The following is a 13130-nucleotide window of genomic DNA, read 5'->3' as shown; positions in this document are numbered from 1 at the left end:
ATTTAAGTTAAAATAAGTAAATATTTTAAAATGCGTATAGTCTAGTAAATGCTATGCGCATTTTTTTATTTTTGTTTTATTATTCTTTGTATTTTAAATTTTATTTGACAAATAATATTACTTGTAATATCATTTTAATAGATGTTGTTGCTAAAAATCTATTTATTTATAGATGGATGTGTCGAAAAAGAGGTAGGTGCTAATATGAATGAATTGTTTTGGATGGTAGAAAGTTCAGATAGGGAAAAAGGCTATAGTAAAATTAATGATCAATATCATTGTTTGTTATGTGAATTTAAAACTGAAATAGGTAATGTTTATAAAAATGGAGATGATTTTTTTGACGCAAGGAAACAAATGATTAAGCATATAGAAAAAGAGCATATTAGTGTATTTGATTATCTTATTAATCTTGATAAAAAGATTACAGGTTTTTCAAATCATCAAAGTAAGATACTTGATTTGTTTTATAAAGGTGAGTCAGATTATAATATAAAAGAAAAACTTAATATAGGTAGTGTTTCAACTGTTAGAAATCATAGATATATGTTAAAAGAAAAAGAAAAACAAGCAAAGGCAATAGTAACAATCATGAGCATTTTAAGTAAAAATATTAATCAAAATAAAGAATTAATAAAACCGCATAAAACTGCCAAAATGATAGATGATAGATATAATACTACAAATGATGAATCTAAAAAAATTATAAATAATTATTTCCCGGATGGTACTAATGGAAAACTAAGAACTTTTTATACTAAAGAAAAAAACAAAATTATTATTTTAAGAGAGATAATTAAGAAATTTGAATTTGAAAGAAAATATACTGAAAAAGAAGTAAATGAAATTTTGAAAAATATTTATCTTGAAGATTATACTCTTATAAGAAGGTACTTAATAGAGTATGGTTTTATGGATAGAGAAAAAGATGGAAGTTTTTATTGGGTCAAAGAAATTGTAGATAAAAATTTAAATAAAAAAGAAAAGGAAATTAAAAAAGTGAATGATAGAAAGAAAAAATTAAGAGAAGAGTATAAGGCTAAAATTGCTAGTGAAGATATAATAAATGGTGTTTATCAAATTAAAAATTTAGTAAACGGAAAAATTTTCTTAGGAACTTCAAGAAATATAAGACAGCTAAATGGAATTATTTTTCAGCTTAATATGGGGACTTTTATGAATAAAGGCCTTCAAAACGACTGGAATGAATTTGGTAAAGAAAATTTTGTTATTGAAATTTTAGAAGAATTCAAAGAAAAAGAAAATTCTACTTTGGTTCATAAAAAAATGAAAGAACTCGAAAAAAAGTGGAAAGAAAATTTAATGCCTTATGGAGACAAAGGTTATCATAAGATAGTTAAAAAATAATGATATTTATCCGATGCCTTAGAAATTCATTTATGCAATTTAAAAAAACAGATGAACTGCCACTAAAGAATGGAAGTTCATCTGTTTTTTATCCTAGTAAAGTATAACCATCAGCGTTTATCATTTTCTCTTCTTCTATTAATCCATTGACTATAATATCTATGTGTTCATTGAATTCAGTTCCAAGACTTTCAACTGAAGTAAGGAGTTCTTCTCTATCGACAGCTGCTGCAAATCTTTTGTCTTTCATTTTCTTTTTAACCGATTTTGCCTTTAATCCTTCAAACCTTGTTGGTCTCATTAAAGCGACTGCAATAATAAAGCTAGCCATTTCATCGACTGCATGAAGGCACTGTCTTTCTTTACTATCTCTAGGATAAGGAGAATTTGTGCCGTGTGATAAAATAGAATTAATAAAATCATCACCTAAGTCAGTTTCACTAAGGAGTTTAGGAGCAAAATCAGGGTGTTCTTCTGGAAATTTTTCATAATCAATATCGTGAAGTAAACCAAGTAAACCCCATCTATCTTCATTTTCTCCAAGTTTTTTAGCATAAGCAATCATAGCACCTTCTACTGCAAATGAGTGACGAAGTAGTCGATCAGTTTTAACGTGTTCTTGTAATAGTTTAAAAGCATCTTCTCTATTCATAAAAACCTCCTGTAAAATTTATTGTATTTTCATATATTATATATTAATAATGTTTAATAGACTAGAATAATTATTTTATTAACTATTTAATTAAGTTAATTATAATGATAAAATTAAGATGTAATAATAAATAAACGAGGTGTTGATTTGAATAAAATAAAATATATATTTTTCGATTGTATGGAGACTATCATTGATATGTATGAACTTCCCAAGAAGAGCGATTATGCATATTGGGCTTTTAATGGTTCTAAAGTTGAAAAATATTGGGAAGATTTCGATGAATTTTTCTTTGAATATGAAAATGCTAGAAAAAATATTGAATCAAAGCTTCAAACGCATGAAGAGTATAGTATATTTTTAAGGTATGAGTATGTAGTTAATAAAAACACTAGAATAGACCTTGAGTGTAAAGAAGAGGTTCTTAAAAAACTTGAAGAAAATTTTTGGAATAATTACCTTTCAAGATGTTATGTCCATGAAGAAGTAAGAGATCTTTTAAATAAACTTAGTGAAAAATATAAGCTTGCTATAGTTTCAAATTTTAAAGTAGAAAATGGAGTTGAAACACTTCTCAAATTAAATAAAATAGACCATTTGTTTGAATTTATTATTACTTCAATTAATTTTGGATATGCAAAACCAGATTACAAGATATACGAAGAAGCTTTTATTAAATCAAATCATGAAAAAAATGAAATTGTTTTTATTGGCGACGATTTTATGAATGACTATAAAGTGCCAAGAGAATTTGGTTTTAAAACAATACTAATAAATAAAAGAAATCAAGTTTTAACTGAAAATATGGTTTTAGTAAAAGATATTGAAAAATTAATCACAAGCATAATATAAAATAAAGGGGCTAATAATGGCGAATATAAAATACGAAATAAAGAAAAATGTGGCGATTATATCTGAAAATTCTAAAGGTTGGACAAAAGAATTAAATTTAATTAGTTGGAATGATAGAGAAGCTAAATACGATTTAAGAGATTGGGATCCGACTCATGAGAAAATGGGAAAAGGAGTCACTTTATCAAAAGACGATATACTTAAATTAAGAGATGCTTTAAATAATATTGAATTCTAAAATAATATTATTAATTTGTTTTATAATTTGTGATAAAAAATAATATATTGGGTATATATGTTTTGTAGTAGTTTTTTAAAAGTTTCTTATAGAAAGTGAGGATTAAAATGTTTAATGTTTTTACTAGTGAAAGATTACTTATTAGGAATGCAAATGAAACAGATATAGAATATATTATGGATTTAGAAAATCAAGATGAGAATAAAGGATTCGTGTATAATGAGTCTTTTGAAACTCATTTAAAACAAATAAAGTCTGAAAATGAACTTCTTTTTATTGTTGAAGAAGCTAAGAGCAAAGATAAAGTAGGATTTATTTTATCAGTAGTAGATGAACTCTCAGATGTTTTTGAACTTAGAAGAATTGTTATTGAAAAAAAATCATTAGGATATGGAACTGAAGTTATAAAAGGACTTATGAAGTACGCTTTTAATAATGGTGAAACCAATAGATTTTGGTTAGATGCTTTTTCTAATAATGATAAAGGTATTCATATCTATGAAAAATTAGGTATGACTAGAGAGGGAATTTTAAGAGAAGCACATAAAGTTGATGGTAAATATATTGATTTAATTGTTTTTTCAATATTGAAAAGTGAGTTTAAAGAATAAAAAATATAGGATACGCGAAATATTAATTATAAAGGAGAACAAATTGAAACTTATTTCATGGAATATTGATTCATTAAATGCTGCCTTAACAAGTGATTCAAATAGGGCGCAACTAACAAGGAAAGTATTTGATACAATTATAGAAAAAGATCCAGATGTAATTGCTTTACAAGAAACTAAATTACCAGCTACTGGTCCTAGTAAAAAGCATATGGAACATTTAGCAAATTATTTTAAAGGTTATTCATATGTATGGAGAAGTTCTCAACAACCAGCTAGAAAAAGTTATGCTGGCACTATGTTTCTATATAAAGACAAATATTCACCGAAAGTTTTCTATCCTAAAATTGAAGCTCCAGATACAATGGATATAGAAGGTAGAATTATTACTTTAGATTTTGGAAAATTTTATCTTACTCAAGTTTATACACCTAATGCAGGTGATGGTCTAAAAAGACTCAAAGAAAGGCAAATTTGGGATATAAACTACGCTGAGTATCTCAAAAATCTAGATAAAGAAAAACCAGTTTTAGCTACAGGTGATTATAATGTAGCGCATAAAGAGATAGATTTAGCACATCCAAAAAACAATCATAGGTCCGCAGGTTTTACAGATGAAGAGCGTCTTGGTTTTACAAATTTATTAAAAAAAGGATTTACAGATACTTTTAGATATATGCATGGTGATGCCGTAGGTATGTATTCTTGGTGGGCACAAAGGGTAAAAACGAGTAAAATAAATAATTCAGGCTGGAGAATTGATTACTGGTTAGTTAGTGATAGACTAACTGAAAAAGTTGTTAAATCTGAGATGATAAACTCAGGAGATAGACAAGATCATACACCAATTTTATTGGAAATAGATTTATAATACACATTAAAAAACCCATTAATACCGATAGTAAAACAGTATTAATGGGTTTTGTAATATTAGCTTATAATTCTTACTATAATAAAAGTTGATAAAGAAAACCTGCTAAAGCTAATGAAAACTCAAGCTTTTGCAGGTTTTTAAAAATTTTGTTATTTAAACGTTGAATCTAAATACAATAACATCTCCATCTTTAACAATGTAATCTTTTCCTTCAAGTCTAACTAATCCTTTTTCTTTTGCAGCAGCCATAGTTCTATGTTCTTTTAAATCTTCAAATGCAATAGTTTCCGCTCTAATAAATCCTCTTTCTATATCTGAATGTATTTTACTAGCAGCTTGTGGTGCTTTTGTTCCTTTTTTAATTGTCCAAGCTCTTACTTCGAGCGGTCCAGCAGTTAAGAAAGAAATTAAGTCAAGTAAGTGATAACTTGATCTTATAAGTTTATCTAGTCCAGATTCTTTTAATCCAAGTTCGTTTAAGAATTCTTCTTTTTCATCTTCTTCAAGTTCAGAAACTTCTTGCTCGATTTTAGCGCAAATAGTTATAACTTCAGCATTTTCAGTATCTGCTATTTTTCTTACTTCTTTTACATAGTTATTTTCATTTCCATTTACTATATCGTCTTCACTAATATTTGCACAATATATAATTGGTTTGAAAGATAATAAGTTAAGAGATTTTACAAATTTAATTTCTTCATCATTAAATTCGATTGTTCTAGCAGAAAATCCATCTTCAAGAGTTTCTTTAAGTTTTGTAAGTAATTCAAGTTCTACTTTTAAACTTTTATCAGCTTTTAGTCCTTTTTGAGTTTTAAATAATCTTCTTTCAATAAGTTCTAAATCTGAAAAAATAAGTTCTAAATTGATTGTTTCAATATCTTTAGAAGGTCCAACTTCTCCGTCAACATGAACTACATTTTCGTCTTCAAAGCAACGTACTACGTGTACTATTGCTTCTACTTCTCTAATGTGGCTTAAAAATTTATTTCCTAATCCTTCGCCTTTAGAAGCTCCTTTAACTAGTCCTGCTATATCATAAAATTCAATTGCAGTAGGCACATTTTTCTTTGAATTATATACTTCTCTTAGCACATCAAGTCTTTTATCTGGAACTGCAACTACACCAACATTTGGTTCAATTGTACAAAATGGATAATTTGCAGATTCTGCGCCAGCTTTTGTAATTGCATTAAAGAGTGTGCTTTTTCCTACATTTGGTAATCCTACGATTCCTAATTTCATTTATATCTTCCTTTCGCTAAAAAATTAAACAATTAATATATTTATAATAATCGGATAACAATTATTTAAGTTTTACATACAAAATTCATTATATATTATAATAAAAATCTATTCAATATAAAATACGATAAAATTTTAATAAATGTGAATAGAATGTTAATTTTTTTTTATTATTTTAAAATGTTACACATAATTGTTAAATTTATATATAATATAGTAGTCACAAAATAAAAAATGTATAAAAAAGGAATGGTAAAATGATAGATGATATTAAAATTGTTGAAATATCAAATGGAGTTAGACTTCATTTGATGAAATCAATTAAATTTAAAACTAATTTAATTGCTATTAATTTAAAAAGGCCTTTAAAAAAAGAGGAAGCTACAAAAAATACTTTGATAACAAGAATACTTGAAAGAGGAACTACAAAATTTCCTTCTTCAAAAGAAATAAATATTCATTTAGAAGAGTTGTATGGTTCGATTTTAGTCGCTGACGTAAGTAAGCACGGTGAAAAGCATACATTGACCTTTAAATCTCACTTTCCTAGCGAAAAACATATATTAGAAAAGGATATTTTTAAAAAGTCAGTTGATTTACTAAATGAACTAATTTTTAATCCTTTTCTTGAAGAAACTGAGAAAGGCATTGCTTTTAATAAAAGTTATTTTGAACAAGAAAAAGAAAATTTAAGAGATGAAATTGCAACTCTTGTTAATGATAAAACACAATTTGCAGTGGACAGATGTATAGAATTAATGTGTGAAAATGAACCTTACAGCGTTCCTCAATATGGTTCAATAGAAGAATTAGAAAAAATTACTTGTGTAGACTTATATAATCATTACCAAGATGTTTTGAAATCATCAAATGTAGATATTACAGTTATTGGTGATATTGATTTTGATGAAGTTGAACAAATAATTAAAGAAAAAATTAAATTTAATGTATCAAATTTAGTTGAAATTCCTAAAGAACAAATTAAGTTTGATATTAGTAAAGTTAGGGAATATAGAGAAAACTTTAAAGTAAAACAAGGGAAACTTACTATTGGTTATAGAGTTAATACTGGTTTTGAAGATGATTTATTTGAAGCTTCTACTATCTATGGTATAATTCTCGGCGGTGGTGGTAATTCAAAGTTATTTATGAATGTACGTGAAAAAGAAAGCTTATGTTACTATATTTTTTCAAAAGTAGAAAAATTTAAAAGCATAATGATAGTATCTGCAGGTGTAGAATTTGAAAATTTTGATAGAACTTTGGAATTAATTGATGAAAATATGAAACAAATAGTTGAAGGTGATTTTACAGATGAAGATTTAAGAATTGCAAAGGATTTAATTGTTTCTTCAATAGATTCGATATCTGATTTTCCTAATTCTTTTATTAATTTTTACTATAATCAAACGTTAACTGGACATAAATTTGATTTAGTAAAATTAAAAGAAAAATACGAAAAAGTAACAAAAGAAGATGTTATCAAAGTTGCGAAAAGAGTTAGTAAAGATACAATATACTATTTAGATGGAGAAAATAATGATGAAAATAGAAAAAACGTATAACGAACTACTTGGAGAAGAGGTATACAAAAAAATACACCCTTCAGGGCTTGAAATTTATTTTATTCCAAAGAAGAATTATCAAAAAAAATATGCGTATTTTGCTACAAGATATGGTGCGCTTTACAATGATTTTATTCCTTTTGGTGAAGACGAAGTCAAATCAATGCCACTTGGCATCGCACATTTTTTAGAGCATAAAATTTTTGAAGCAAAAGATAAAAATATTTTTGAAGAATTTGCTAAACTTGGTGCTAGTGTAAATGCTTTTACCAATTATCAATCAACAGCCTACATGTTTTCAACTGTTAATAATTTTTATGAGTGTTTTGATATACTAATGGATTTTGTGCAAACTCCACATTTAACAGATGAAAATGTTGAGAAAGAAAAGGGTATTATTACTCAAGAAATTAAAATGTATGATGATGATCCAAACTGGGCGGTTTACTTTAATCTGCTTAAAGCCATGTATAAAAATCATCCTATGAAACACGATATAGCTGGAAGTGTTGACTCTGTTATGAAAACTACTAGAGGTGAACTTCAGGAGTGTTATGATTATTTCTATTCTCCAAAAAATATGATGATATTTGTTATTGGAGATTTAGATATGGATGATATTGTCGATGCAACAGATAAATCTTTAAAGGAGAGCTTTTTAAGTAAGGGTGCAGTACCTAAAATTCTTATTAAAGATGAACCATTAAAAGTTAACAAAAAAAGAATTGAAAAAGATTTTAAACTTCCAATTCCTGTTTTTTATATGGGTTTTAAAGATAACGTTCAAGAAGTAAATACAAGAGAAAGATTGAAAAAGAATATAGCGCTTAAGATTGCTCTTGACCTTATGTTTGGAAAAGGAAGTGAATTTTTCAAAACACATTATGACAGAGGAACTATTAATAATTCTTTTTCTTATGAATATTCTTTTGGAAGGACGTTTTCGTATTCGGTTATTGGTGGAGAAACAAAAGAAGCAGATTTCTTAAATGAAGAAATTTTAAAAGAAATCAATAAATTTAAGCAAAATGGATTTAATGAAAAAGATTTTGAAAGAATTAAGAAGAAACTTACAGGTAGATACTTAAGTTCTTTTAATTCAATTAAGTATATTGCAAATACATTTATTTCTTATTTTATGAAAGATATAAATTTATTCGATTATTTGGATGTTTTAAATGAACTTGATGTAAATGGTGTAAAGAAAATAATGAATAATCATTTTGACACTGAAAACTTCTCTGTTTCAATGGTAAAATAAAATAATTATAGAAAAGAGGGAAAAATAATGAATCCGGTTGCATTTAATTTGTTTGGAATCGACGTAAGATGGTACGGTATTACAATGGCTCTTGGAATGTTACTTGGAGGCTTTTTGCTAATACATCAAGCAAAAAAGAAAAATATTAATGTAGATACAATTTACGATTTGCTATTAGTTGTTATTCCATCAGCAGTAGTTGGCGCAAGACTTTACTATGTTGTGTTTAATTGGCAATATTATCAAGGTGATATTTTGAAAATTATTAATACTCGTCAAGGTGGCATGGCTATTCATGGTGGAATTATATTTGGAGTATTAGCAGGATTTATATTTTGTAAGATAAAAAAATTAAATTTTTGGGATATTCTTGATATGGGTGCTCTAGGGTTAATACTTGGTCAAGCCATTGGAAGATGGGGAAACTTTATTAATCAAGAGGCGCATGGTGGTCCAACAAGTTTACCGTGGGGTATTATGGTAAATGGAATTAAAGTTCATCCAACTTTCTTATATGAAAGTTTGTGGGATTTATTAGTCTTATTTGTATTATGGAAATATAAAGGTAAAAAGAAATTTAACGGTGAAGTATTTATGCTTTATATGATACTTTATTCTGTGGGAAGGTTTTTGATTGAAGGACTGAGAACAGATAGTTTGATGATGGGAAATTTTCGAACAGCCCAGGTTATTTCTGCTCTATTTATTGTGATAGGTCTGCTTGGAATATTTATATTTAGAAAATATAAGATTAATAAGGTTGAAGAAAAATTATAAAAAAAATTAAAATTGAAATAAAAACAAAAGTATTAGCATATTAATATGCTAATACTTTTGTTTTTGTTCCTCGCTTCATAGTAGTTGATAGCTAATATCAATTAAAAATTTATATATATAATTTTTAAAAAAAAAATAAAAAAAATTATTAAAAGTTATAATCTCGTCTTTGACAGTTGTAGAGCAGAAAAACCGTGATATCTATTGCAAACAGTAGTTTATCACGGTTTCTTAATGTAGTAAAAAGTGCGTACCTTTTTTTACTTTTTCGTTTGTTTTAATATTTTTTTCATTTTAGCATTACTAATTATTTGGGTATCCGTTCTAAATCCAAATTTATCATGTAATTCATCTGTTATATCAGTTCGTGTGTATGTCGGAATATATCCTTCGCCTTTTAACTCCATAAAGTTATGATTTTTTAACGTTTCTATTAATTCTTTAGTAGTGTATTTTTCATCAAGTTTCTTTTCTAAAAGCCTATATATCAATAAAGAAAGAAAACATGTTGTAAAATGAGCTTTTATTCTATCATCTCTACTTAAATATACTGGTCTTGCTTTAAACTCAGTTTTTAGAATTCTAAATGATTCTTCTATTTCCCATCTTCTTTTATTTACTTTAATAATTGTTTCAGCATTATCATCAAGATTTGTACATACTCCGTAGAATCCATCATATTTTTCTTCATCAGAAATAGTGTCTCTATTTATTGTAAGTACCTGTTTTTCAGCGATTTCACCTTCATTAGTGCAGTGAATAGAATCTATAAATCTCTTTGGATCATTCTGTTTCTTTTTATTGATACTAGAAGGTTTTTTAACAAGTTTTTCTGCACGTTGTATTTGAGTGCTTCGAATGTACTCTTGATAAGCTCTATATTTTGGTGAATATGTTACTATTAATTTTTGTGGTAATTCATTTTCATTTATCCAACGTTCTTTGTAATAAATAGCTTTATTGTTTGAAGAATGATCTATATTTTCTAAATTAATATTTTTTGTCTCATTTGATAAATGCCATCCATTTGGGGCAAGAGCCCAATCTTTAAGATGTTTTTTAAGCTTTTTTAATGATTGTGTAACAATAAAAGCTCTATCGTTTTTATTATTAAATATTCTATTGGTATTAGATGCTAATCCTGCATCTGTACATACAACAAATTTAGATAAATCAAAATCAGATAATATGCGCTTTTCTAGTGGTTTTAAACTTGGCTGTTCATTTTTATTTCCATCAAATATAGAAAATGCAAGTGGTATGCCATCCCCATCCATAAATAATCCCATTTGTACAATTGGATTAGGGCGATGTTCTTTGGAAAGTCCATATTGTTTTAACCCATCGGCTTTTTCAGTTTCAAAGAAATAATTTGTACAATCGTAATAAAGCACTTTTGTATTTCTTTTAGATAATTTTAAACTATTTTTATAAACAGTTGATTCAATAAAATCAGATTCTTTAGAAATTATTTCTAAAGCTCTATAAATATGCTGTAATTCAAAATTAGGCTGTTCAATAAAGTCATTAGAGGCTTTAAAAGAAGAAAGCTTAGAAGACGGATTAAGCATTCTAGTATAAATGAGTCTAGAAAGAATACTGTTTAAATCAAAAGAAAATTTATATTTATCAGAAATTTGCTTTGAAATTTTATGAAGGCCTAAATCATAATAAATATCTTGTAAAAAAAGATATCCACCATTGAAATGAACCTTAGAATCCATTGGTATTTGTTTAGTTTCAGAAAATTTAGCAATAATCTCAACTTTATTTTCTTTTTCTTTTTTATTAAGTTCACTTATATATTTTTTTGCCCATTCATAAGGATCTTGTCCATTTAATTTTTCACGTAATTGTGCTTCAGTACCAAGTTTTTCTACAATTTTAGTTGTTCGTTTATTTTTAATAGTAATATCTTTAATAACGTAAAGTGAAGTAGCATTTTTTGATTTAGAAGTTGAAAGTCTCATAAGCATAATACCTCCTGTTCCTTACATTATACCACAATACGACAAACTACGCAATAGTAAAACGGAAAATTTGACAAAAAAATAAGCCTATAATTGGCTTTGAGGTAGAATTTTGTTTATGCAACTGTCAAACTTCCGGCTAATACTTTTGTTTTTGTTCCTTGCTTCATAGTAGTTGATAGCTAATATCAATTAAAAATTTATATATATAATTTTTTTAAAAAAAAATAAAAAAAATTATTAAAAGTTATAATTTAGTGATATAATAAAAAATATAAAGTGGCTAAAAGTGGTTTATTGTGGGTAAATGTCCCTGAAGAAGGTGTAAAACTATGTTTATAGGTGAATTTAATCATACAATTGATTCAAAAGGTAGGATTAATATTCCTTCGAAATTTAGAGAAGAACTTAATAAGCCTTTTTATGTAACTAAGGGTCTTGATAATTGTTTGTTTATTTTTCCTGAATCAGAGTGGAATGTTTTTGAAGAAAAACTTAAAGCACTTCCTCTTACAAACAAAAATGCAAGAGCTTTTGTAAGATTATTCTTTTCCGGTGCTTCGGAAGTGAATTTCGATAAACAGGGAAGAATAATGATTTCAAAACCGCTTAGAGAACACGGAAAACTTGAAAAAGAAGTAAAAGTAATTGGTGTTGGAACTAGAATTGAAATTTGGTCGAATGAAAATTGGCTAGAGTATAATAGTCCAGATAATATAAGTTATGATGAAATAGCAGAACAAATGGCAGAACTTGGTATTTAAGGAAAGTGAATAATATGGAATTTAAACATAAAACTGTACTTCTAAAGGAAACTGTTGATGGATTAGATATTAATCCTGACGGCATATATGTCGATGGAACACTTGGTGGTGGTGGTCATTCTGAATTAATTCTTAGTAAATTAGATAAAGGTAAATTAATTGGAATTGATCAAGATAAAGATGCACTAGAAGCCTCTGCTATAAGACTTAAAGAGTACAAAGATAATTTGATATTAGTTCACAATAATTTTTCAAATATACTTGATGTTTTAAAAGAGTTAAATATTGAAAAAATAGATGGAATGATAATGGATCTTGGAGTATCTTCATATCAAATCGATAAGGCTGAAAGAGGTTTTTCGTATATGAGTGAAGGTGCTCTTGATATGCGGATGGATAGAAGTTCACATTTTTCAGCATATGATGTTGTTAATACATATAGTGAAGATGAACTTAATCGTATTATAAAAGACTATGGTGAAGAAAATTGGTCAAGAAGAATTGCGAAATTTATAGTTGAATTTAGAGCAGAACAATCTATTGAAACTACTGGTGAATTAGTAGAAATTATTAAAAAAGCTATTCCGGTAAAAGCAAGACAGGAAAATTCTCATCCGGCAAAAAGAACCTTTCAAGCAATTAGAATAGAAGTAAATAGCGAACTTACTATAATAAAAAAAACTATTGAAGATATTTCATCAGTTCTTAATAAAAACGGAAGAATTTGTATTATAACTTTTCATTCTTTGGAAGATAGAATAGTTAAAAACACATATAAAGAACTTGCAACTGCATGTATTTGTCCTATTGAATTTCCAGTTTGTATGTGTGATCATAAAGCTACTCTAAAGATAATTACAAGAAAACCTCAACTACCATCTAAAGAGGAAGTTGAAAATAATTCAAGGAGTAGAAGTGCAAAACTTAGAATTGCAATGAAATTGTAATTATTG

At 27.0% G+C, this 13130-nt stretch carries 13 protein-coding genes; 10 read left to right on the top strand and 3 right to left on the bottom strand.

Annotation, left to right across the window (positions count from 1 at the left end; genetic code table 11):
- Positions 1-204: 204 nt before the first annotated feature.
- A complete protein-coding gene (locus tag AACH12_RS09335; protein ID WP_338535146.1) occupies positions 205-1368 on the top strand; it encodes a DUF2087 domain-containing protein in 1164 nt (387 codons plus the stop codon).
- Between the two features lie 88 nt (positions 1369-1456).
- Here AACH12_RS09335 and AACH12_RS09330 read toward each other — a convergent pair whose 3' ends face one another.
- A complete protein-coding gene (locus AACH12_RS09330; RefSeq protein WP_338535145.1) occupies positions 1457-2020 on the bottom strand; it encodes an HD domain-containing protein in 564 nt (187 codons plus the stop codon).
- A 147-nt stretch (positions 2021-2167) separates the two neighbouring features.
- On the opposite strand from AACH12_RS09330, the gene AACH12_RS09325 reads away from it, so the two are divergent.
- From AACH12_RS09325 to AACH12_RS09310, 4 genes are all read left to right on the top strand, one after another.
- On the top strand, positions 2168-2872 hold the full coding sequence (locus AACH12_RS09325) for an HAD family hydrolase (protein ID WP_338535144.1): 705 nt from the start codon (positions 2168-2170) through the stop codon (positions 2870-2872).
- Positions 2873-2888: 16 nt separating this feature from the next.
- Positions 2889-3110, top strand: a complete 222-nt coding sequence (locus AACH12_RS09320) for a YdbC family protein (RefSeq protein WP_338535143.1) — start codon at positions 2889-2891, stop codon at positions 3108-3110.
- A 107-nt stretch (positions 3111-3217) separates the two neighbouring features.
- Positions 3218-3721, top strand: coding sequence for a GNAT family N-acetyltransferase (locus AACH12_RS09315; RefSeq protein ID WP_338535142.1), 504 nt, complete (start codon positions 3218-3220; stop codon positions 3719-3721).
- A 43-nt stretch (positions 3722-3764) separates the two neighbouring features.
- Positions 3765-4592, top strand: a complete 828-nt coding sequence (locus tag AACH12_RS09310; RefSeq protein WP_338535141.1) for an exodeoxyribonuclease III — start codon at positions 3765-3767, stop codon at positions 4590-4592.
- A gap of 156 nt (positions 4593-4748) precedes the next feature.
- On the opposite strand, the gene ychF is transcribed toward AACH12_RS09310, so the two are convergent.
- A complete protein-coding gene (ychF, locus tag AACH12_RS09305; RefSeq protein WP_338535140.1) occupies positions 4749-5840 on the bottom strand; it encodes a redox-regulated ATPase YchF in 1092 nt (363 codons plus the stop codon).
- 257 nt (positions 5841-6097) lie between these two features.
- On the opposite strand from ychF, the gene yfmF reads away from it, so the two are divergent.
- The 3 genes from yfmF to lgt are packed head-to-tail and all read left to right on the top strand — an operon-like array spanning position 6098 to position 9443.
- On the top strand, positions 6098-7405 hold the full coding sequence (yfmF, locus tag AACH12_RS09300) for an EF-P 5-aminopentanol modification-associated protein YfmF (protein ID WP_338535139.1): 1308 nt from the start codon (positions 6098-6100) through the stop codon (positions 7403-7405).
- Positions 7380-8666, top strand: coding sequence for an EF-P 5-aminopentanol modification-associated protein YfmH (gene yfmH, locus AACH12_RS09295; protein ID WP_338535138.1), 1287 nt, complete (start codon positions 7380-7382; stop codon positions 8664-8666). The genes yfmF and yfmH overlap by 26 nt, the downstream gene beginning before the upstream one ends.
- Positions 8667-8693: 27 nt before the next feature.
- Positions 8694-9443, top strand: coding sequence for a prolipoprotein diacylglyceryl transferase (lgt, locus tag AACH12_RS09290; protein ID WP_338535137.1), 750 nt, complete (start codon positions 8694-8696; stop codon positions 9441-9443).
- A 260-nt stretch (positions 9444-9703) separates the two neighbouring features.
- Here lgt and AACH12_RS09285 read toward each other — a convergent pair whose 3' ends face one another.
- Entirely contained in the window at positions 9704-11413 is a 1710-nt protein-coding gene (locus AACH12_RS09285; RefSeq protein WP_338537331.1) for an IS1634 family transposase, read from the bottom strand.
- A gap of 332 nt (positions 11414-11745) precedes the next feature.
- Between AACH12_RS09285 and mraZ the strand changes: the two genes are divergently transcribed.
- Positions 11746-12177, top strand: a complete 432-nt coding sequence (mraZ, locus tag AACH12_RS09280; RefSeq protein ID WP_338535136.1) for a division/cell wall cluster transcriptional repressor MraZ — start codon at positions 11746-11748, stop codon at positions 12175-12177.
- 14 nt (positions 12178-12191) lie between these two features.
- The gene (gene rsmH, locus AACH12_RS09275) at positions 12192-13124 is read left to right on the top strand and encodes a 16S rRNA (cytosine(1402)-N(4))-methyltransferase RsmH (RefSeq protein ID WP_338535135.1); all 933 of its coding nucleotides are present in this window, start codon (positions 12192-12194) and stop codon (positions 13122-13124) included.
- The last annotated feature ends 6 nt before the right edge of the window (positions 13125-13130 follow it).

Source organism: Helicovermis profundi (genome assembly GCF_033097505.1).
Taxonomy (GTDB): domain Bacteria; phylum Bacillota; class Clostridia; order Peptostreptococcales; family Acidaminobacteraceae; genus Helicovermis; species Helicovermis profundi.
Note: the sequence above shows the minus strand (reverse complement) of the source record. Positions and strands in the feature narration are given on the sequence as shown.